Genomic DNA, 21112 nt, shown 5'->3' with positions numbered 1-21112 from the left:
TGATCTTCCACGGTACGGCGGCGGTCAGACCACCTGCGATCGGGCGGTTGCGCCGCCAGCATTGCGAGGTGCTGTGTCAAAGGAGGGGCGAAACAACGATGGCAGAACAGCTTTCGCTCACAAGTGTTCAACGGAGCGTTGTCGGCGATCGGATCACCAAGATCCGACGCGTGCACTACGTTCGCGGAGATACGATCGAGTCGCGGAACGGTCCCGTCGAGGTGACTGTCGGCGACCGAGCGCCTCTTGTTTTCGATGCAGGTCCTGACGGAGAAGAATTGGTGTGCCGAGAAGGCCCGTGGATCGATCCGTTTGCTGATGTCGGTGCTGGCGCAGATCCCGAAAGTGAAGCCGAGAACGCCCGGTACGTAGCCGAATACGGAAAATGGACAGTGTTCGACCCAGGCGAGGGATCTGACGTGTCCGCCCTCGTCGGCCGCAAGATCCAAGCACTTACCGTCGACACCGTGGCGGACGGCAAACCAGTCACTGCACTCTTCGACCTGGGCGGACGCAGTTTAGTGCTGGCGGCAAGGGGAGACGAACTCGTGACCATCGTGTGGAAGCGATGAAACCTCTGCAGGCCCTGATGATCGAATTATGACACCCAGTACGCCCCCCGGCTACCGACTCTGCGACCCGCAGATCAGCGAACGATTCGACTGAGCTACGACGAGAAAGGAATGAAAATGCCGTCGACATCACTGCGCCGAACCATGACGGACGGACTGACCTTGAGAGCCATCTCGCCTGAGGGGCTGCCAGCATCCGAAAGTGTCACCGCCGCTCTCGTTGTTCGTTCGCTGCAGTTACTTCGCGACATCGACCCGGTCTTCGGTGTCGACCTCTATCAGTCGGTAGGCGACGATCTCTCTCTCTCCCCCCCCCCCGAGGCGACGGTCGAGCAGATACTCGCCTCGAACGTTCGGCAGATCCTGGTGCCGCCGACGGAAGAATCGATCGAAACCGCACTGATCGAGAAGCGGCGATCACGCCACGCCACCGGTGGAATGTATCCACTCTCGCTCCCACAACACATAAGCCTGTACTCGCATGCCGGAGATATTCGAGTGGTGGCCGGTTTCGGGGGCACTTCGGGGACGGGAAGTTTCATCTGCACTTTCGCCGACGAATCTCGGATCACACTGGCATTGAGACTCGTTCAAGGGCTGACTGATATCTGGGACGCCCCCACAGCGGTCCTCTACCGGCGAGCTGAGTCGCGGCTTCAGAGGTACGTGCCAGGCGGTGCGACGATCGGCAGCTGCACCTATTTGGGTCAGGAGTTCCCCGTCGACGAAACCCAGCTCCCGCCCACCGTGGAGGCATTTCGGTATCGGGACGGCACCGTGGTCATACAGCGCGATCTGTCCGCGCCGTTGACTGCCGATGACATCCGCGGCATCCGTGCCGCGGCAAGCCTGCCCACCGAACGACGGGAGATCAGGCTACCGAAAGGTTCACGACTGGTGTGATAGATCTTCGTAGCGCTGAAGCGGGAGCTGCCCTGCCGGAACGTCTCTCACCGCATGGCCGCAGATTGACGGACTTGCCGGGGATATCTTGAGGGGCGACATGGGGTTCGTGAGGGGTTCCATAGCGATCGCCATCAGGGTGGGGAGCGGGTTCTTCAGAGGCAACGTATTCCCGAGAACGCTGACGCGTTCACCGTTGTCGAATCTCCGATTCTTGTGATCTGACTCTCAAGTAAGTAGCGCCGGTTGCTACTTGTTTGCAGGATATCGTTGACTGGATGTCCAGAACCCGACAATCCGGGTTACACGTTGCGCAATGCGCGGCGTGGTGCAGCCACGACGAGGAGTCCACGATGAAGAAAGCACTCGCGGCGTTGGTGCTCAGTGCGACAGTGTTCCTTCCTGTCGTGGCAGGCTGCAGCAGCAGCGCTGAAGGTTCGTCGGTTGGTGCGCCAGAGGTAGATGCGCAGCGTTCCAGGGGAACCGAATTCGTCAGTCAGCCAGGAGAAGTCGGACCGCCGAGGTGGTCGGTCCTCAAACCTGGCAGCTGGGCCGTCGATGACGACACACCAGGCTTCGACGACACACTCAGCTTCACCCGGAAAAGGACCGCGACAAGTCCCGCAGCGCGAGATGTCGCGGGCTTCGCATCGAAGAACGCACCTAACCCGGATGTCGGCTCTGCCGAACTACTTCAGGTCGGAATCGACATGGTCACCTCCGTGGCGAAAGGCGCGGAGGTGACATCCACGCCGACAACAATCGACGGACACGACGCGGTGGTCATCGAGACACGCGGGGACTTGGGCTATCTCACTCTCGCCTCCAAGTCCACGGTGATCGCGGTTCCTCGCATCGACGGACCGGGCTTGGCGATCCTCTTCCTGACGACCACTGTCTCCGACGGCGCCACTCAACAACAGATCGACGACGCCGAACAGCTTCACGACACCATCAAGATTCTCTGAAGGGACGGCGACCATGTTCGATTTGATCGGTGAGCTGCCATTCCCGGACACCACCGCTTTCACTGACGAGCAGCTCGACTCTGCGACTCGCAGCGCCGAAGCGGGCGACGTCGGCGCCATGACCAATGTGGCCTTAGTGATGTGTGCGCGTGACGATTTCGGCGGCGGCGCAGTGTGGTTCACCCGCGCAGCGGAGGCCGGTAGCTCCATCTCGATGTTCTGGATGGGACTCATCTCGATGCGAGCAGATGACTTCGTCGCCGCGAGAACGTGGTTCGAGGCAGCGAACAATGCCGGAGATACGCGCGCTCACGACATGATCCTTCGACTTCCGATGATGATGGTCAGCGACGACCCCGAGGCGACCCGCACCGCAGCACAGGCAGGTGATCCGGACGCAATGTACAAGCACGGCCGCGATCTGAGCTTCGACGGACATCGCGACGAAAGTTTCGACTGGGTGCGAAAAGCAGCCGAGGCGGGCCAGGTCGACGCGATGTCCGAAGTCGGTGCGCAGCTTCTCGACACCGACCAACGCACCGGGCTCGCGTGGTTGGAGAAGGCCGCCAGCGCCGGTCACATACGGGCGGCGAACCTTTTGGGCGGGCATTTCATCAAGGCACGTGTGCACGGCCGGGCGCGGGTGTGGTTGGAGAAGTCAGCCGCAGTGGGTAGCGGTGAAGCGATGTACCTGCTGTCGGCGTCGTATCTGGCAAGTGGGGACACGGAGAAGGGTCGGCGTTGGATGACAGCTTCGGCTGATGCCGGGTACGAGCGGGCTCAGCAGTTGCTGAAGGAGAAGGGCTACCCCCGCCCCTGACTGGGCTAGTCGCTATCGACGAAACAGCCTTCACGGGTACTGAATTGAAAGGATCGACAGGCATGGCGGACGAGCAGGCTCCGATCGACTACACCGCCCTCCCTGCGGACGTCTCGCCGACGGACGAATCGCGGGGTGCACGCTACAGCGCCGTCGATTTCGATGTCCCCCATGAGCTTTCCCCACCACACCGTGGCAAGACCGGATTCTAATGAGCGCGCGTACCGGGATTGCAGGGCAATTCGAGTTGCCGCGATGACCACGTTCTTTGCCGTGGCGGCTGGTGCCGCGGCCGTGACGGCGATGATCGTCTCGACGCCGCCGGTGATGCACCGTCGCCACGCCGGATTGATCTACTGGTCTTCGTGGGTAGCGGCGATCGTTTTCCTGTGGCTCGCTGATACGCAGCAGTCGATCCTTGCTTACCTGGTGTTGGGTGGTCTCCTCGCGGTATGGATGGCGTGGCTGTGGACTCCTTTCCTGACGAAGAAGCACCCCAACGGATTCGACTACGTCTACATGCTGTGGCTGACACGAATCATCGACCGGAACAAGCGGCCCGTGAACCGATACGACAAACCTGGTTACACGCGCAACGACCATCAGGTTCGAGGCACGCACCCCGACGACGGAGCCGCGCCATGACTGATCCCTACGAGGATCTCCCGGAGGCGCTGTACGCGCAGTGGGAGCGGCGATGGGGTTCCGTCGCCTTCCTGGGCGTGATGATCATGAGCGTTATCGTCGGCGTCGGGGCGATCGTGATGTACGAGGCCACCTCCACCGCCCCGTACGCACTCGGTATCACCGGGGCGCTGTGCGGCATCCTCGCCGGTGTATCCATGTTGACCGTTCGATGGGGCGATTCGGGTGTGGGCCTGTGGTTGGCGCGCTGATATCTGTGCGCCATTGCCTCGACCGCGGTGAGTGGGTAACGCAGCTGTCTGTCGAAGTGGGAGAGGGGCAGCTGCGTCGCGGGTTGCAGATCGTCAAGCCGCGGCCCTCGACGGCTCGTTGCGGTAACGCGACAGCCGGCCGTCGGTTCCGGTAAGCCGCCAGGACCAGAGGGTGAGCCGGGTGCGCATTCCGTTGGCGTCGGCGAGGCTCCGGACGTCTGCGCAGGACTCTGCAAGGAGTCGCCGGAAATCGGGGTTGCGCATCGAATAGGTCTCGCGCAGAACATTGCGGGGGATACCCAGCAACGTCGCGTCCTGCCGGCTAGGGACGACGATGGACCAAAACCCTATGCGCATGACTACAGGCGTGGTGAGGCCGAGTGCGAGGCGGTTGAATCGGCTCATGCGCGGAGCGTGATGGCGCAACCATGCATGGGCGAACCCGATGTGACGTGCTTCCTCGGCGAGATGGATCTGCATGATGCGGTCGGTGAGCGGGTGAATGCCACCGCCGCGCATGATGCTCTTCTGGATGTGGTCGATCGGCTCCTCTCCAGCGAGGATGATCTGAAAGAAGAAACTGGGCCACAGCGATCCCAGCGAACCGACCAGGGGGAAGGCCTTGACAAGCCACGTTGGGGCACCGTGTACCTCCGGAGCCACCCGGTTGGTGAACTCCTGAAACATCTGGATGTGGTGTGTCTCTTCGGTGAGTTCGTGCATGAAGTAGCGGAATTCGGGGTTCTCGTTCGCCAGGCCCATCAAGAACTGGGTACCGCCGAGAAGGAGCAGTTGCTCGAACTGGGAGCCGGTCTTTGTTATAGATGCGAGCCGAATCCGGGCAACCCGCCGTTGTTCCTGGGGTGAGAGCGCGTGGTACCAGTCGGTGTGGGACAAGGGGTCGACCGCGGGGAGTGTCCATCTTGGGTCGTCCGCGGGGGCGGCGAATTCGGGCGAATTCCAGGCGATGTCTTTGAACGCCTCGAAGTGGAGCCCTGTCGAGGATGCCTCGGACAGTGTGCGCAGAGTGTCGTGGTAATCGCGATGTTCGTTGACGGTATTGCGCCCCGGAGCTAACCGGACAGATGGCGCGTTACGCCGTGTGCGACGAAGTGTTAGGAACTGCATTTCGGGCTCCTTTGTGGCATCTATCTCAGATGTGCCCACAGTAAACTAAGTGTGACTACGCGTCCACAGTAACTGTATGAGTCTGCACGTCCACGGGTAAGTCCGGAAGGGCGAAAGGGACGCTCAATATCGCACCATGCACGCAGCTCTCGGCATTTGATGGTGGTGTGGGTCCTGCTGTCGAGACTACGGCGCTGGACGTGGTCGACGTTAGGCCGTTGTGTGCATCTGCCGACCTATACGGTGGGATAGGTGCAGGACGAGGTTCTCGCGATCTCGTCACGGTCGGTGTCCCGCTTGATCGGGTCGGAACTCACCTCGCCGAACTCGCGTCCCTGCACCGCGACGACATCCGAGGCGGCGCAGACAGTTGATCATGTGGATCGGCCCGCACGTCTTTCGTCACGCGACGGGGATCCGATGGCCCGTGGTTTGTTGCTCGGATGGCGATCGGTAACAGTGGAAATATCTCACCGGTAACTTTCAAGTTGTGTCAGTTCTCTTTCTTAAGTGACTGTGTAACAACCAGTTTCGATGGAAGTCGTTATCTGAATTGAAATTCTGGGCGGAAATGCACGACGACCAATGGCTCTGGCAGGGGTAACTGTGCGCGTCACCGATGGCGACGGAACCAACAGCGTCGAGATCGACATGCTCGTGACCGCCGACGCCATCACCGAAGTGCCGTCGGTTGGCTGAGACTTGTTCAGTGCCGAGCCCTGCAAGAGCGGAGTTCGCGTCGGGCGCTCCCGGTAGATCGGCGGTGGCCTTCATGGTGTGATCGCGCTCTATACGGCACTGGCTTTAGTGGTGGGTGTTGCTGTCGCGGCGCGCCGTCCTGTGGGCGGCAGGAAGAATCTGACCGACGTGTTCGGCGGGACCGAGCATGAAGCGGTCCAAGCCGGAACGCGTTGGGCTGTAGACGAGGTGGGCGCCCCAAGTGTGCATCGCCACCGCTGTCACCGACGAGCCGGCCGAACTGATCACCGCGGCTGTGAGGGAGCGGCGAAACGGTGAACGATTGACTGTCGGAGAAACCTCGCCCATTGCTTCTGCTCACGATGTCGCCACATATCCGACTCCACAGGACCGTCCTATGAAGGGGACTGTAGTCGAGCACTCTCGATATCGGTGCTGAGCCCGAGACGGTTGTTTGGCATTGCGAAGTTGATGGAAACACTCGTCATGGTGGCAGGGGAGCGACTCTACCGACTCGCGGGAAGGCATCACCACGACCGAAACAGCTGCTCCCACACGCTGTGTCGTGATACCTCGCACCGGAGAACGCGGTGGTACGAGAACGAGGACTTCACCCACTACATCCAAGACAACGGCGGCCGCTGCTGCCTGCGAGAACCGATGGTCCAGCCGGACGCGGAATGGCTCGCGAACAACATGAACAGCGCCACGGAGTCCGAAACGCTGTTTGGCAGGTCAAGCGGACTGCGCGTGTTGCACCCACGTAGCGGCGTGCTCGCGGCCCGGTGTTTAGCAGGTGCGCCGGGTGGTCCAGCTCTCCGGACGCGGCGCCGATCACGTGGGTGATCCGCGCTATCTGACTTCGGAACGAGCGGTCAAGGAGTCCGGGATGGATTGGACAATTTTGCGGCCGTCGTCGTTTTACCAGAACTTCGACGAGGGTTTCTTCCGCGACGCGGTGCTCTCGGGATCGCTGATCCTGCTTGTGGGTGAGGCAAGGAGTCGTTTATCGACGCATGGGATATCGCAGAGGTTGCCGTTGCCGCACTGATCGATTCGCGCCACGCGGGGTGCACGTACGAACTTACTGGTCCCCGCGCCTACTCCCTTAGCGAAGCGTTCTCTCTTATCTCCGCTGCGGCCGGCCGCGAGATAACTTTCGCCGACATCGCGCCTGTGGAGTTCAACACCGGACTGATCGCTCGGGGCTTCCCGAAGCAGACGTCCAGGTTCTCGATGGATACCTGGGCCTGGTGCGCGACGGAGAAGCGGCGGCTGTCACCGACACCGTCCAGCACGTCCTGGGTAAACCCGCGCGCGACTTCGAGTCCTACGTCGCCGCTGCCTCGTGGAACCCGACAATTCAGCACCCGATCGATCCAGTGAACATCGCGGAATGAACGCCACACAGCCGGTATCGACCAGTTACGAGAGTTGTCTCCAGTGCTCCTACAGCGCAGAACCGCGCGGATCTTGCCATGTTCAGGCCGACACTGCCTGAATTAATGCGTCAGAACATGATTCGAGACGGTTTGCATCGGAACGGAATTCGGCTCACCTGCTCGGCAGTCAGTAAAGAAATCTCGACAGAGGTCAAGGCGCAGGCATACTAAGAGCCATGAGCTACAACCTGGCGTTCTGGGCGGGAGGCGATGATCTCGACCTCTCCCACGTCTACGCGCGGCTAAACGACGAGCAGCACGTGAGCGGCGTCGATGCTGTAGACCGCGATTGCATCTTGCAGGCATTTGTGGAGGATCTCCCAGGTTGGGCGTGGGACGGGCAGTTCTTGCGCCCGCCAGGGACTGCCGCGGAGGGCACCCCAATGTTCGATGTGTACATCGGTGAGCAATTGATCGAGTTCATTGGCTACGGATTCCAAAGCGAGCATGCGAATGCGGTCATCGACGCGATGCGCCCCCTCGGCTACCGACTCTTCGATCCACAGGTCGGTGAACGGTTCGCCTGAGCCGCCATCGCGGGCAGCGCGCCAGCCGATGGCTTCTTTGATCGGCAAGCGTGCCACCCGATGGCTCCTTTGATCGGCAAGGTCGGGCACGTCTGAGTACTTCGAGTTTGCAATCCAAGTGCGAATAATGATCGCCGATAACCAACATATGGTAAATGCAATGCACTGCAACGAATTACAATCCCACGCAGGTCCTGCCGAGCGATGTCGCGCTCTACCAGAGCGACAGTGGGAGGCCTCCGTCCTCGGCCGCCTGAGTACGTTGATCGATGGTATCGGCGTCTTCGTTTCGAGCGATTGCGGTTCGAATGGCGGCGGCAATGTCGCGAGTGCGACCTGCAGGTCCGCGAACATCGCCAAGTGCCCCCAAAAATGGGGGCACGGCACGAAGATTCTGAGCGAGCGCACGGTGCATGGTGGTGGCGAAAACACCAGGTTCAGGCCGTCAGATAGCTGAAATACCTGCTTCAGACATGCGAAGGCGGGTGTGCTGTGGAGAGAATCCGCGAGGGTCTTACGTTCATGCGCGGTATCCGGTGGCCATGTCCAACCGAGTTCATCGCGGGTAAACGCTCCGAAGGTTCGAAGAAAGCAAGGACATTCCGAGAAACCTCCTTGCTAGACGGAACGCTTCTGTCCGCAATCCCGAAAACTGTGTCTTTCTAGACCGTTGCCCCATAGACGTCCTGGAAGTGGTCGGACACTTCCCCGGTGGTTATTCCTTTTGCGGACAAGGACAATACCATCTCGTCGATACCGGCCAGGCGGCGTTGTCGCTTCTTGACGATCTGCGGGGCGAACGAGGAATCGATGTCCCGCGGACACCGATCTCCGCCGATCTCCACCGGTACAGTCTCGGTGAAGACCGTTTTCGACCGGTACCGTTTCGAGAGTTTGCCGCTGCCCCGGTCGGCCGAGTCGTGCCTGTCGTAGCCGAGGTGCTCGGTCATCTCCGCATCCAAAGCGAGGACATTCTTGGCGAGTTGATTGAGCAGCCCGTTCGGGCCCATCAACTCCACGCCGTGCTCCTTGGCTTGTGCCAGAAGTTGCTCGGCCAGCTGTTTCTGATCCACCTCGGCCGCCATGGGATCCAGTGTTTCGGTCATGATCGATCCTTCTCGCCTAGCTCAGCTCGGCGTGTCGAACCAAGACCGACTCAACCGTTTATCTGATAGTTCCGATTGACATATTCAGGAGCCATGATCACGCGACGAGCAAGCGTTCGAGTACGCGCAGTGCCGCGGACGTGGAGTCGGTGTTCGCGTTGTGGGCGAGCACCCATCGGTCGACTTCCGTGAGGACGGCGATCAGTAGGTGTAGTTGAAGCTCCAGGGGGGTGTCGAGGTCAATCTGGCCGAGGTCGCGGCCTCTTTCGAGTGCGTGTGTGAGCCAGTTCGTTATCGAGTGGCGAAGAGCGTCGAGCGTGGGTGAGGGCGGGACGTCGGCGGCGTGAAGCAGGCGTCCGGCAATCTGGGTGCGTGGGTCCGAGGTGGCGGCGATCTGGAGTTGATCACCGAGTTGACGTATCTGCGGCCAGAAGCTGTGCTGATCGAGTGAGTCGATGTTCGGTGGTGTCACCGCTGCGCGCAGCGCGTCCATTCCGGCTTCCACGGCGCGCTCGAACAGTGTCGTCTTGTCCCCGAAGTAGTGGTAGAAGGAGCTCTTCGGGAATCGCGCCTCGGCCAGGATCGAGTTGAGCGAGGCCCGCTCGAAACCGTGTGTTGCGAATGCGACGCCGGCGGCATCGAGTAGCGCGCGAGAGCGCGCCGGGTCCAACGGTCGTGCGGGACGCGCCATCACGTTTCCTCCATCTCATTGTTGCCGGCTATCCGAGGTGGCCCGACGTTCCCATTGTCCAGGTGGGCCGACAGGACCTCCTTTGGCGTGTCGAAGTCATCGCATGGCAGTACTGTATTCTTGGACTAGGCAGTACATGAATGGAGGGGGTGCACGTGGAAGCGCAGACCGTACTAGTTGCCGGGGCGACGGGGTATATGGGTAGGTACCTGGTGCGTGAGCTCCATCAACGCGGCTATCGGGTGAGGGCGCTGGTGCGTTCACGCGATCGGGCGGAGGGCTCGGGGGCGTTCGGAGCTCCATCTCTAAGCGGCCTGGTAGACGAGTGGGTGATCGGAGACATCGGCGATCGCAGTACGATTCCAGATTTGTGTCACGGTGTGCACCGGGTGGTTTCAGCGTTGGGTGTGACGAGGCAACACGCTGACCCCTGGGACATCGATTTTCAAGCAAACTTGCGTCTGCTGCAGTTGGCGGAGCTGGACTCGGTGTCGTCGTTTCTGTTTGTCAACGTCATGCATGTCCACGAGGGCACCTCGATGGTGATGCGGTCGAAGGCGGCGTTCGTGGAGGCGCTGCGGCGGAGCGAGGCGGCTTCGCAGATCGTCAATCCCTCGGGGTACTTCTCGGACGCTTCCGAGTTCCTCGACATGGCCCGTCGCGGCCTTGCGTTCGGCCTCGGTGCCGGAACTGCGCGACTGAACCCGATCCACGGCGCCGACCTCGCAGCCTTCTGTGTCGACCGACTCGGGGACGAGTCCGGTGAGTGGAATGTCGGTGGCCCGGACATCTACAGGTATCGCGACATCGTGGACTTGGCGTTCGCCGCGGTGGACAAGCGGCCCCGAATGGTCCCGGTCCCTGCCGGATTCGTCCGGCCTGTCATCTGGACCGCGGATCGCCTGGGGCCGCGCCCGTCGTCGCTGGCTCGATTCTTCATCGAAGGGCTCCAACGTGAGTCGGTGGGCGAGCGGACTGGCACTCACCGTCTCTCCGACTACTTCCGCGACCTCGTGTCAGCGGATCAGGAATCGTAAGTGACCCTTCGCGCAGCGCATGACACTGCCAAGCCCTCACTCTGAGTAGTGCTGAGCCGTGCCTCGGGTGGTGAGGCGCAATCGCCGTCACACGATTGGAGTTGCGGAACAGGACATTTTCGCGGAGAAACTTCCGCGGGGATAAACGAATCGATTCTGGTCGAACCCATGAGGGGAAACATGACTATCTTCTTCGACATCATGCTCGTTCTCTGCGTCGTCTCCATAATAGTGTTTTCTGGATACGTCCTTTATCGCTTGGTGGCAGACGAATCGAACCTGCGATAGCCAGTCGCTTCGACGTGTGGGTGCAGCGGGGGCCGATCGTCCTATAGATCCGCACCATCGCAATGGATTTCAGGGCGAGCCTCGCACGCAAGATGTGATATCCGCGAGTTTCGCCTGAATATAGGCACGCAGCACTTCTTTCTGTGCGATCTTCCTGGGGCATGGCCTGGACCAACCCTCTACTCGTCGTTTGCCGCGTCAACCGACGTGGACGTGTGGCCGGCGGGACTGGTCGGGTTCGGCGCGGCGGAGGACCTCACGGGTCACGGGAGCGGTTTCGCCCTCACCGATGAACAGGAAGCGGAGCAGGTACATGATCGGGTTTCCCTCGGTCCACTCGAAGTAGACGTCGGGAATCACGCCGGTGATGTCTCTCGTCCGCAGGAGAACCGCCGCAATGGTGTTGGGGACAGCAGGGCTGTCGACCCAGAGGATCCGGTGCTCACCGCGCTGTCGGCCGTGGACGAGGAGGTCGGTGCTGAATTCGGAGGAGTCCGTGACATTTACTTCGATGAAGATGATCGACTCCGCCTCCGGGATGTTGCTTTCGGCGCGCTGCTGCGATTCCTTCTGCCGATACTCGTCCTCGTCGAGACGATCGACGTCGTGCGCCACCATCGCGAGGTAACCCTTCTCGGCTGCCTCGGCGATGAATTGCAGCGCGGTCTCGTCGAATTCGACAGAGGTTGCCCGTAGTTCGAAGGCTCGCGAGATCCGGGAAAGGAAGGACACCACCATGATCGCGGCGATGAAAAACGACGCCACTTTCACACCGTCTGGACGTTCGAAGATGTTCGCGATCGTCGTGTAGACGAACAAAACTGCAACAAAACTGAACCCCACGAACAGTTTTCGCTGACCGTGCTTACGAGCGGACAGTGCAACGGCGACGGTCGCCGACGAGATGAGCACGAGGACACCGGTTGCGTACGCGGAACTCTGAGCGTCGACACCGGCGTCGAAGTAGATCGTGACAGTGATGGCGATGACGCTGAACACGAGGACCAGCGGACGCACGGCTCGGGCCCACGACGGCGCCATGCCGTAGCGGGGGAGATACCTCGGAACAAGATTGAGCAACCCTGCCATTGCCGACGCACCGGCAAACCAAAGGATCAGGATCGTGCTGAGATCGTAGACGGTTCCGAAGATCTCACCCAGATAGTCGTGGGCGAGAAAGGCAAGCGCGCGACCGTTGGCAGCGCCTCCGGGTTGGAACTCGTTTTCTGGGATCAGGATGGTGGTGACCAGGCTCGACGTCAGCAGGAATCCGCTCATGATCAGCGCCGCAGTGGTGAGCAGGCGCCGTGCGCCTTTGATTCGGCCACGTGGATTCTGTTCGGTGTCGTGCGGATCGCCCTTGATCTGCGGCATGACCGCGACGCCGGTTTCGAAGCCGGACAGACCGAGAGCCAACTTCGGGAAGACGATCAGCGCGATCAGGATCATCATCGCCGGGTTTCCGTGCTCGGTGGTCATGGCGCGCGTCCAGTCGGTGACCAACGACGGCGCGGTCGCGATGTGCCACAGACCTACGGAGATGACCACCACGTTCAAGGCGAGGTAGACGGCGACCAATCCGACCGCGATACCGATCGCTTCGGTGAATCCGCGGAGGAAGACCGCAGCGAGGAGCGCGAGCAGAACCAGGGTGACGGCGACGGTGTGTCCGGAGAGAAAGGTTGGAGCAAAAGGGTTCTCGACGAGGTGCGCCGTGGCATCGGCAGCCGAGAGCGTCATAGTGATGAGGAAATCGGTGGCCGCGAAGCCGAGAAGCACGAGAACGAAGATCTTGCCGCGCCACTTGGGCAGCAGCTTCTCGAGCATGGCGATCGAACCCTCGCCATGCGGACTCTCGCGAGCCACTCGCCGGTAGACCGGTAGAGCGCCGAAGAGTGTCAGCAGGATCAATACGACTGTCGCGATGGGAGCCAACGTGCCGGCCGCCAGTGCCGCGATACCGGGTTGGTAACCGAGAGTGGAGAAGTAATCGACACCCGTCAGACACATCACCTTCCACCACGGGTGGCGCTTCTCCTTCTTCGGCGCCATCCGGTGTGGCCCCAGATGTCCGGCTGGTTCCTCGGTGATGTCCGCGAGCAGCCAGGCCTCGGTGCGTTGTTTCACAGACGGAGCCGTGTTGTCGGCCGGGACCTCGTTGTCGGCTGCGGTCACCACGGCGTCACGGCTTCAGATAGACATCGTTGAGCGTGACAGTCCGCAGGTTTCGGCTCCGGATGATGTCCACCAGTTGCGGATACACGTGGGTCACGGGCAGATAGTTGAGGTGTCCGATCACGATGGCCCCCGGATTGAAGTACTGGTTCGCCATTTGGAGGATGTACTCCTCGGTGATCAACGAAGAATCCGACAGTGACCCGTACCAGAGGGTGGGCACGGTGTAGCCGACGCTCGCGGCCACGGAATCGACTGTCGCGTTGTGCCTTCCGTAAGGCGGCCGAAAGTACGGCGCCGCGTCCACGCCGTAGGTGTTGCGCAGGAACGTGCCGTTCTTCGTCAGCTCGTCGGCGATCTGCTGCTTCGGCACGGACGTCAGATCCGGGTGCGAGTAGGTGTGATTGCCGAGCTGAATTTGTCCGCTCTCGACCAGCGGTCTGAGAAGTCCGGCGTTTTCGGTCCACGAGTTGTATTGCCCGTTGACGAAGTACGTCAAACGGATGCCGGTGTCTTTTGCGAACTGTGTGTAGAGGCGCACGACTTCGGAGCTGGCTCCGTCGTCAACCGTCAGGGCGAACAGATCCCCACCGCCGGGTAACGCGGTCAACGATCCGCCGGCGGGCAGCGGCACCCGGGCAGACGGCGGTGGAGGCGGCAACAAGGCAGGCGGGAGATCCGGGACAGGGACGGGGTCGGTTGGTTCGTCGGCTGCAGCGATTGCCGTCCCGACCGAACGTGACGAACACGCGGTTCCCATGGTCACCGCGGCGGTTCCGGTCAGAGTTGCTGCTGCGAGGGCACTGAGGAAGCGTCGGCGGTCCACAGGGCGGAGCCTAGAGCAGATTTGCCTAATTCGGACTTCATTCTCAGCGTTCTTTCAGCGAAAGACCAGCCGTGTCCGGTATCGACAGGTTCTACTCAGGAACGGTGGATAGCGTGTCGGCCGTGGAACCGCGACCTCGACACTCGGCAACCAGGCACAGGCGTAGGCGTCAACCGCAGCGGTCGACGCTCTCGGTGGGGCGCAAGCTGGCGGCGGCGTCCCTGTCGACGACGATTCTGGTGGGCGTCGGAATCGGGTGGTACGTGCAGTCGGATCTGACGTCGGGGCTGTACCGGTCGGATGCGCTCTCCGCCCTCGGTGACGACGCCGGCAGTTCGCTCGACGGGGATACCAACATCTTGTTGATCGGGCTCGACAGTCGCAAGGCGATGGACGGCAGCGATCTGCCGGCAGAGTTCGTCACCGACAAGCTGCATGCGGGGGACAGCGATGTGGGTGGATACAACACGAACACGCTTATCCTGCTCCATGTTCCGGGCGATGGCGGCAAGGCCAGTGCGGTGGCGATCCCGCGCGACGACTACGTCGCTGTTCCCGGCTACGGAATGGCCAAGATCAAGGAAGCGTACGGAATGGCGAAGGCTGATGCGGACGCCAAACTGATAGCGGACGGGGTGACGGATCCTGCTGCACGAGAACAACAAGCGCGTGAAGTCGGAAGACGGTCGACACTGACCACCGTGCAGAATCTGCTCAAGGTTCCGATCGATCACTTTGCCGAAGTGAACCTGATGGGCTTCTACGACGTCGTCTCGGCTATCGGCCCCGTTCAGGTGTGCCTCAACAATCCGGTGCAGGATGACTTCTCGGGCGCCAACTTCCCGGCCGGAGTTCAGACTCTCGATGCGTCACAGGCACTTTCGTTTGTCCGTCAACGCCACGGCCTGGACAACGGGGACTTGGATCGCACCCACCGGCAGCAGGCTTTCATCAGCGCGGTGATCGCCAACTTGAAGGGCTCCGGCGTCATCGGAAACATTCCGAAGATGACGGCACTGGCCGACGTGGTGAAGAAGGACGTGGTGATCGATTCTGCCATGGATCCCGTCCGATTCGCTTCTCAGGCAAGCGCTCTCGCAGGTGGGAACATCGACTTCTACACCCTGCCCATCGAGGGATACGAGACCGTCGACGGCCAGGACGTCAACATGGTCGATCCGGCGCGTCTGCGTAGTGAAGTGTCGCGGATCTTCGCGGGAGGTGACTCGGCATCTGCACCTGCGATGGACACTGCTGTCTCGACCGGGAACGAAGTTGTGGATATCCGCAACGGAACCGCGACGGACGGGTTGGGCGCCGCGTTGGCAGCGGCGACGAAAGCGTCGGGAGTCGAAGTCGGAGAGGTGAGCACCGCAGCTGCGACGGCAAAGTCGGTGGTCAGCTATGGAGTCGGCGCCAAAGCCGTCGCAGAGGCGCTGGCCGAGCAGTTGGGCGTGGCCGCAGTGCCTAACGAGCAGGCAGCGGCCGAATCAGTGTCTGTACTGATCGGTGAGGACAATGCGCAGACCGTGTTCTCGGCCGCTCCGGCGCAGTCGGACTCGTCGGTATCCGCCGGCACCGTTCCCGATACGGGAGCGCAGGGATCACCCATCCGGGCCGACGCGAATGGCGGCATTCCCTGTGTGGACTGATTCTCAGGTAATTTGCACCAAACTCACGCTGACTTCTTCGATCTGCGGGTCTACATTGGAGAAGTCGAACTCAGTCGGGTACTTCACCTTTGGGGTACCTGACTGAGATTGCGTAGTTGAAAGGATCACCGACATGGCTACAACAGCAGCGGTACAGAATCCGACACGCTCACGTGCCAGGACCATGTCCTTGTCCGAGTACGTGGCCGAGCATCCGGCGCAGCGCGTTTTCCCACCGACCAGTGAGCGGGCGGCCAGGATGGCGATGCTCATCATGTTCGCCCTGATGGCCGTCACCCTCGTCGTACTGGTACTTGACGAGGCAGGAATCTTCGGATGAAGGCAGCGGTCTTCGGCTGAGCCCGACCTTTAGTTACTCTTGAGTAATGACTGAACAGAAGAGCTGGAATGCGTTCACCGTCGAGCGCGAAGACAACATCGCCCAGGTGACGCTGATCGGGCCGAGCAAGGGCAACGCGATGGGGCCGGATTTCTGGAGTGAACTCCCCGAAATCTTCGCCGACCTCGACGCCGACCCCGAGGTGCGTGCAATCGTCATCGCCGGTTCCGGCAAGCACTTCTCGTTCGGACTGGACCTGCCGGCGATGAGCGGTGAATTCGGTGCCGTCCTCGCAGACAAGGCTCAGGCAGGCCCGCGCACCAAGTTCCACGACATGATCAAGCGCATGCAGTCGGGCATCAATGCCGTCGCAGACTGCCGCAAGCCCGTCGTTGCAGCTGTTCAGGGCTGGTGCATCGGCGGCGGCGTCGACCTCATCACGGCGGCGGACATCCGCTACGCAAGTGCCGATGCCAAGTTCAGCATCCGAGAGGTCAAGGTCGCGATCGTCGCAGACATGGGCAGTCTCGCACGTCTGCCCGCGATCATCGGCGACGGACACCTGCGTGAGTTGGCTCTGACCGGCAAGGACATCGACGCAGCGCGCGCCGAGAAGATCGGCCTCGTCAACGACGTTTTCGACGATGCCGACGCGGTACTGGCAGCGGCGCGCGCGACCGCCAAGGAGATTGCGCTCAACCCGCCGCTCGTCGTCCACGGGATCAAGGACGTGCTCGATCACACCCGCAGCGCGAGCGTGAACGACAGCCTTCGCTACGTCGCAGCCTGGAACGCGGCGTTCCTGCCTTCGCAGGATCTGACCGAGGCCATCACCGCCGTCTTCCAGAAGCGCCCGCCAGTCTTCCAGGGTGAGTAGGAACTGCAAGGGTGAGTAGGAACTGCAAGGGTGAGTAAAAACAGCACAAAAATCCCCGCACATCTTCCGATGTGCGGGGATTTTCGTAAGGCCTGAGAACTCGAGCTCAGTGACCGCCGTCGGCAGCGAGACGCTTGATCGAAGCCTCGATCTCGGCCTCTGCCTCGGCGCGGCCGACCCAGTTGGCTGCCTCGACGTGCTTGTTCGGCTCGAGGTCCTTGTAGTGGACGAAGAAGTGCTTGATCGCATCGAGCTCGAACTGTGAGATGTCACCCAGATCCTGGATGTGATCCCAGCGGGGGTCGCCGGCCGGAACGCAGAGGACCTTGTCGTCTCCGCCGGCCTCGTCGACCATCTTGAACATCGCGACTGCGCGAGCCTCGACGATGACGCCGGGGAAGACCGACTCGGGGAGCAGGACCATGGCGTCGAGCGGATCGCCGTCCTCACCCAGGGTGTTTTCGATGAAGCCGTAGTCGGCCGGGTAGCCGAAAGCTGTGTAGAGGTAGCGATCGAGTTTGACGCGACCGGTTACGTGGTCGACCTCGTACTTGTTGCGCTGACCCTTGGGGATCTCGATGGTGACGTCGAACTCCACGCCGATTCCTCGCTGTCGTGTCGGTAATGATTCGTCGGAAGGATATCGGGTCAAGGATAAGGTTGCCTGACCACCCAGTAGGCAGAGCACAGACGGAGGGGCGTTGGCGGGCCAAGGAAAGAAGAAGATCGGCTCGTTGGAAGAGAGTCGACGGCGTAACTTCCGCATCCTTCTGGCGGTCGGTGCAGTGGTTGTACTGGCCGTCGCCGGAGTTGTCGTCGTGAAACTCGGTACGTCGAACGACACCGCGGGCAGCGCGACCGTGACTACGTCGCCTCAGCCTGCGCTCGTGACGCCGTCACCCCAGGTGGTGCCCGTCCCGACGGACGCACCGATCCCGAGCGCGTCGGGAATCGCAGCGGCGATCGGCCCGGCCGTGGCCAACCCGGATCTGGGGAAGTTCACCGGAGTAGTCGCTGATGCGCTCACCGGAAACATTCTCTGGAGCACGGACCCGTCGACGCCGATGACGCCCGCGTCCACGACGAAGGTGCTGACCGCATCGGCGGCACTGCTGAAGTTGCCGCTCGACCACCGGCTGTCCACGACGGTGGTTCCCGGAACGAGCCCCGGGCAGGTCGTTCTGGTCGGCGGTGGTGACCCGACGCTGACCGCGACGCCGAAGGGGCAGAGCGGGTATTACGCCAATGCGGCTCACATCGCGGATCTCGTCGACCAGATCAAGGCTGCCGGTACGCCGGTGACCAGCGTCGTGGTCGACTCGAGCTTGTTCAAGGGCGACAACATGGCCACCGGATGGTTCCCCGCTGACATCGCGGCCGGCTACATCACCCCGATCGAATCGGTGATGATCGAAGGTGGTCGGTACGACGGCACTCAAGACGAGTCGCCGCGTTCGGAAACGCCCGCGTTGGACGCGGGCAAGGTCCTCGCTCAGGCCCTCGGTGTCGATCCCGCCAACGTGAGTCTCGGCGCGGCGCCTGCCGGTGCCAAGCCGATCGCCACCGTGCAGTCGGCGCCGCTGAGCGACCGGCTGCTGCAGATGATGGAACATTCCGACAACGTGCTCGCAGAGACCATCGGGCGTGAGGTCGCGATTGCCTCCGGAATCGAAGCCTCGTTCACCGGAGCAGTCGACGCGACCGGCAAGACCCTGCAGGCGGCCGGGTTCGACTACACCGGTGTATCGCTGCACGATTCCAGCGGACTGTCCGTCGACGATCTCATTCCCGCTCAGGTACTCGATCGCGTCATGACGGCTGCGGCCGGTGACGGTGATCCGAAACTGCGTCCGCTGCTGGACTACCTTCCGGTGGCCGGCGGAACAGGAAGTTTGTCCGACCGCTACGCGTCCGGAAACCGAACCGGTGCGGGTTGGGTGCGAGCCAAGACGGGAACTCTCTCAACGGCCAGCGCGTTGTCAGGGTTCGTGGTCGATCAGAACGGGCGAGTGCTCACCTTCGCACTGATGTCCAATGACCGGCCGCCAGAAGTGAGCCGTCCTGCCCTGGACGCGATTGCCGGAGCATTGAGGAATTGCGGGTGCCAATAGTGGCCGAAAAGACTCCACAAGATGATGAAGCCTCGGCTCCGCTCGGTGGTGCCGTCGACTGGAGTCTTGCCGCCAAAGCCGGGATAAAACTGGCGCGCGGCGGCCCCGCGATGTCTCGCTACACGGCCGAGACGGCAACCGCAGAACTCGCCGAAGCGTCCGAGCGCGCAGAACTGCCGGTTCGTGAAGTGACCGGGCTGGCCGACGGTCTACCGGTCCCGGCTGCTGACGTGCTTGACCGGGCCGGGTGGATCACGGCGGCCTCGCGGTCGATGGCACATCTCACCGGCGCCGACCCTGACGGCAGTGGCAATCTCATCGTCGGAAAGCCGGCGGGCTTGCAGGCCGGTGCAATGCTGGCGTACCTGTCTTCGGCGATCCTCGGGCAGTACGACCCGTTCACCGGCGAGCACGGCACCCTGCTTCTGGTCGCACCGAACATCGTCTCCGTCGAACGGTCCCTTCGGCTGAACCCGAGTGACTTCCGGTTGTGGGTCTGCCTGCACGAGGTCACGCACCGGGTTCAGTTCTCGTCCTCGCCGTGGCTAGCGGAGTACATGAAGGAATCCGTCGAAACGCTCGGTGCGACGGTGGACGAGTCGATGACCGACGTTGTCGGGCGCCTTGCTGCAGAGCTGCGCTCGCGGAAGGAACCCGACTCCAGTGACGGTGCGACGGCGGGCGGCATCATCGGGCTGCTGCGCGCCTCGCAGGCGGAGCCTCAGCGTGACGCGCTGGATCGGATGCTTGTACTCGGCACCCTCCTCGAAGGGCATGCAGACCATGTGATGGACGCCGTCGGCCCCGCCGTGGTGCCGTCGGTGGCAACTATCCGCGCGGCCTTCGACAAGCGTCGGCAGCGCAAGTCCAACCCCGTGCAGCGGATCATCAAGATGCTTCTCGGCATGGACGCCAAGATGGCGCAGTACGTACGCGGCAAGGCCTTCGTCGACGCGGTAGTTCTCAAGGTCGGCATGGAGCAGTTCAACACCATCTGGACCGGGCCCGAGACCTTGCCGTTGCTCGACGAGATCGACAATCCCGACGCGTGGGTAAAGCGCGTTCTCGGCTAGATGCTGTTGCCTGAGACGCCTGCCCTCCTGGCGCTGCGACAGGCCGTGCGGGCGTGGACGGTCGCATTCGAGCCACGACGCCGTGTGGTCGTCGCCCTGTCGGGGGGAGCCGATTCGTTGGCGCTGACAGCAGCAGCGGTGGCGGAAACCGATTCGGTCGACGCGTTGATCGTGGACCATCGCCTACAAGATGGTTCGGATGCCGTCGCGCGCTCGGCCGCAGACCAGGCGCTGGCGCTGGGTTGCCGGACCGCGACGGTGCTGACAGTCGACGTAGCCGATGGTGGGAGTCTCGAAGCCGCTGCGCGTGAGGCTCGGTATAACGCCCTACGCGACGCGAGGGCTGACCTCCCGGTTCTGCTCGGACACACGCTCGACGATCAGGCCGAGACCGTGCTTCTCGGACTCTCGCGCGGGTCCGGTGGGCGATCGATTCAAGGTATGGCTGCATTCGACGCTCCCTGGGGACGGCCGCTCCTCGGCATCCGGCGATCGGTGACCAGGGCGGCCTGCGTCGACCTGGGAATCACGCCGTGGGAGGACCCGCACAACAACAATCCCGAGTTCACTCGCGTACGTCTGCGGCACGAGGCGTTGCCGCTGCTCGAAGAAATTCTCGGCGGGGGAGTTCCCGAAGCGTTGGCCCGAACCGCGACGCAGTTGCGTGAGGACGGTGAGGCGCTCGACGAGTACGCCGAAGCCCTACTCCTACGGGTTGTCGTCGACGGAGAAGTGGAAGTGGACACACTTGCCGAAGCGCCCACCGCAATCCGCCGACGCGCTCTGCGGGCCTGGCTGCTGCAGGGCGGCGCAAAAGCATTGACGGACAAACAGTTACGCGCAGTCGACGCCCTGGTGACCGACTGGCGGGGGCAAGGCGGCGTCGCGATCGGGGGCGGAACACCGGAGGCGAGGTTGGTGGCGGCCCGGCGACGTGGCAGGCTGATCCTCGGATTCGAAGACCGACGAAGGGTTTGACGC

At 62.1% G+C, this 21112-nt stretch carries 23 protein-coding genes and 1 pseudogene; 16 read left to right on the top strand and 8 right to left on the bottom strand.

Annotated features, from left to right (window positions below; all coding sequences use genetic code 11):
* Nucleotides 1-98 precede the first annotated feature (98 nt).
* The 7 genes from ACYP01_RS11850 to ACYP01_RS11820 all read left to right on the top strand — a co-directional run bounded on the left by ACYP01_RS11850 (nucleotide 99) and on the right by ACYP01_RS11820 (nucleotide 4159).
* Nucleotides 99-572 carry a hypothetical protein gene (locus ACYP01_RS11850; RefSeq protein WP_452622151.1) on the top strand — a complete coding sequence of 158 codons (474 nt, stop codon included), beginning with the start codon at nucleotides 99-101 and terminating at the stop codon, nucleotides 570-572.
* Nucleotides 573-689: 117 nt separating this feature from the next.
* A complete protein-coding gene (locus ACYP01_RS11845) occupies nucleotides 690-1475 on the top strand; it encodes a hypothetical protein (RefSeq protein ID WP_459680112.1) in 786 nt (261 codons plus the stop codon).
* Between the two features lie 353 nt (nucleotides 1476-1828).
* Complete coding sequence (locus ACYP01_RS11840; RefSeq protein WP_459680111.1) at nucleotides 1829-2443, top strand: hypothetical protein; 615 nt, start codon at nucleotides 1829-1831, stop codon at nucleotides 2441-2443.
* Nucleotides 2444-2456: 13 nt separating this feature from the next.
* The gene (locus ACYP01_RS11835; protein ID WP_459680109.1) at nucleotides 2457-3263 is read left to right on the top strand and encodes a tetratricopeptide repeat protein; all 807 of its coding nucleotides are present in this window, start codon (nucleotides 2457-2459) and stop codon (nucleotides 3261-3263) included.
* 62 nt (nucleotides 3264-3325) lie between these two features.
* Nucleotides 3326-3475 (top strand): hypothetical protein, encoded by a 150-nt coding sequence (locus tag ACYP01_RS11830; protein ID WP_378505456.1) that lies wholly within the window; start codon nucleotides 3326-3328, stop codon nucleotides 3473-3475.
* Between the two features lie 43 nt (nucleotides 3476-3518).
* Nucleotides 3519-3908, top strand: a complete 390-nt coding sequence (locus tag ACYP01_RS11825) for a hypothetical protein (RefSeq protein WP_459680106.1) — start codon at nucleotides 3519-3521, stop codon at nucleotides 3906-3908.
* Nucleotides 3905-4159 (top strand): hypothetical protein, encoded by a 255-nt coding sequence (locus ACYP01_RS11820; protein ID WP_459680103.1) that lies wholly within the window; start codon nucleotides 3905-3907, stop codon nucleotides 4157-4159. Before ACYP01_RS11825 ends, ACYP01_RS11820 begins: the two co-directional genes overlap by 4 nt.
* Nucleotides 4160-4252: 93 nt before the next feature.
* Here the strand turns inward: ACYP01_RS11820 and ACYP01_RS11815 are convergent, their stop codons facing one another.
* Both ACYP01_RS11815 and ACYP01_RS11810 read right to left on the bottom strand, forming a co-directional pair.
* A complete protein-coding gene (locus ACYP01_RS11815; protein WP_459680100.1) occupies nucleotides 4253-5287 on the bottom strand; it encodes an AurF N-oxygenase family protein in 1035 nt (344 codons plus the stop codon).
* Between the two features lie 804 nt (nucleotides 5288-6091).
* Nucleotides 6092-6334, bottom strand: a complete 243-nt coding sequence (locus tag ACYP01_RS11810; RefSeq protein ID WP_065351888.1) for a hypothetical protein — start codon at nucleotides 6332-6334, stop codon at nucleotides 6092-6094.
* A 457-nt stretch (nucleotides 6335-6791) separates the two neighbouring features.
* Here ACYP01_RS11810 and ACYP01_RS11805 point away from each other — a divergent pair, with 457 nt between their 5' ends.
* The gene (locus tag ACYP01_RS11805) at nucleotides 6792-7037 is read left to right on the top strand and encodes a hypothetical protein (RefSeq protein WP_459680098.1); all 246 of its coding nucleotides are present in this window, start codon (nucleotides 6792-6794) and stop codon (nucleotides 7035-7037) included.
* Between the two features lie 202 nt (nucleotides 7038-7239).
* A complete protein-coding gene (locus tag ACYP01_RS11800; protein WP_459680095.1) occupies nucleotides 7240-7386 on the top strand; it encodes a hypothetical protein in 147 nt (48 codons plus the stop codon).
* A 284-nt stretch (nucleotides 7387-7670) separates the two neighbouring features.
* On the opposite strand, the gene ACYP01_RS11795 is transcribed toward ACYP01_RS11800, so the two are convergent.
* The 3 genes and pseudogenes from ACYP01_RS11795 to ACYP01_RS11785 all read right to left on the bottom strand — a co-directional run bounded on the left by ACYP01_RS11795 (nucleotide 7671) and on the right by ACYP01_RS11785 (nucleotide 9752).
* Complete coding sequence (locus ACYP01_RS11795) at nucleotides 7671-8012, bottom strand: hypothetical protein (RefSeq protein ID WP_257899053.1); 342 nt, start codon at nucleotides 8010-8012, stop codon at nucleotides 7671-7673.
* A 608-nt stretch (nucleotides 8013-8620) separates the two neighbouring features.
* Nucleotides 8621-9061, bottom strand: a pseudogene (locus ACYP01_RS11790) (transposase); the annotation flags it as partial.
* Between the two features lie 97 nt (nucleotides 9062-9158).
* A complete protein-coding gene (locus tag ACYP01_RS11785) occupies nucleotides 9159-9752 on the bottom strand; it encodes a TetR/AcrR family transcriptional regulator (protein ID WP_459680091.1) in 594 nt (197 codons plus the stop codon).
* 140 nt (nucleotides 9753-9892) lie between these two features.
* Here ACYP01_RS11785 and ACYP01_RS11780 point away from each other — a divergent pair, with 140 nt between their 5' ends.
* Nucleotides 9893-10789 carry an SDR family oxidoreductase gene (locus ACYP01_RS11780; RefSeq protein WP_459680087.1) on the top strand — a complete coding sequence of 299 codons (897 nt, stop codon included), beginning with the start codon at nucleotides 9893-9895 and terminating at the stop codon, nucleotides 10787-10789.
* A 486-nt stretch (nucleotides 10790-11275) separates the two neighbouring features.
* Here ACYP01_RS11780 and ACYP01_RS11775 read toward each other — a convergent pair whose 3' ends face one another.
* A complete protein-coding gene (locus ACYP01_RS11775; protein WP_078377438.1) occupies nucleotides 11276-13255 on the bottom strand; it encodes an amino acid permease in 1980 nt (659 codons plus the stop codon).
* Nucleotides 13256-13259: 4 nt separating this feature from the next.
* A complete protein-coding gene (locus tag ACYP01_RS11770) occupies nucleotides 13260-14078 on the bottom strand; it encodes a polysaccharide deacetylase family protein (RefSeq protein WP_003941121.1) in 819 nt (272 codons plus the stop codon).
* A gap of 122 nt (nucleotides 14079-14200) precedes the next feature.
* Between ACYP01_RS11770 and ACYP01_RS11765 the strand changes: the two genes are divergently transcribed.
* The 3 genes from ACYP01_RS11765 (at nucleotide 14201) to ACYP01_RS11755 (ending at nucleotide 16947) form a co-directional block, all read left to right on the top strand.
* Nucleotides 14201-15730 carry an LCP family protein gene (locus tag ACYP01_RS11765; protein WP_233405644.1) on the top strand — a complete coding sequence of 510 codons (1530 nt, stop codon included), beginning with the start codon at nucleotides 14201-14203 and terminating at the stop codon, nucleotides 15728-15730.
* Between the two features lie 133 nt (nucleotides 15731-15863).
* Nucleotides 15864-16070, top strand: a complete 207-nt coding sequence (locus tag ACYP01_RS11760) for a hypothetical protein (RefSeq protein ID WP_124568973.1) — start codon at nucleotides 15864-15866, stop codon at nucleotides 16068-16070.
* A 46-nt stretch (nucleotides 16071-16116) separates the two neighbouring features.
* Entirely contained in the window at nucleotides 16117-16947 is an 831-nt protein-coding gene (locus ACYP01_RS11755; protein ID WP_003941098.1) for a crotonase/enoyl-CoA hydratase family protein, read from the top strand.
* Nucleotides 16948-17053: 106 nt separating this feature from the next.
* Here ACYP01_RS11755 and ACYP01_RS11750 read toward each other — a convergent pair whose 3' ends face one another.
* Complete coding sequence (locus ACYP01_RS11750; RefSeq protein WP_020968339.1) at nucleotides 17054-17545, bottom strand: inorganic diphosphatase; 492 nt, start codon at nucleotides 17543-17545, stop codon at nucleotides 17054-17056.
* Nucleotides 17546-17648: 103 nt separating this feature from the next.
* Between ACYP01_RS11750 and dacB the strand changes: the two genes are divergently transcribed.
* The 3 genes from dacB to tilS are packed head-to-tail and all read left to right on the top strand — an operon-like array spanning nucleotide 17649 to nucleotide 21109.
* Entirely contained in the window at nucleotides 17649-19058 is a 1410-nt protein-coding gene (gene dacB / locus ACYP01_RS11745; protein ID WP_165638579.1) for a D-alanyl-D-alanine carboxypeptidase/D-alanyl-D-alanine endopeptidase, read from the top strand.
* On the top strand, nucleotides 19058-20131 hold the full coding sequence (locus tag ACYP01_RS11740) for a zinc-dependent metalloprotease (RefSeq protein ID WP_459680245.1): 1074 nt from the start codon (nucleotides 19058-19060) through the stop codon (nucleotides 20129-20131). Before dacB ends, ACYP01_RS11740 begins: the two co-directional genes overlap by 1 nt.
* Entirely contained in the window at nucleotides 20132-21109 is a 978-nt protein-coding gene (tilS, locus tag ACYP01_RS11735) for a tRNA lysidine(34) synthetase TilS (protein ID WP_228401850.1), read from the top strand. It begins immediately after the preceding gene.
* Nucleotides 21110-21112: the final 3 nt, after the last annotated feature.

It is taken from the genome of Rhodococcus sp. no. 34 (assembly GCF_054589475.1).
This window is presented reverse-complemented; position numbering and strand designations above follow the sequence as displayed.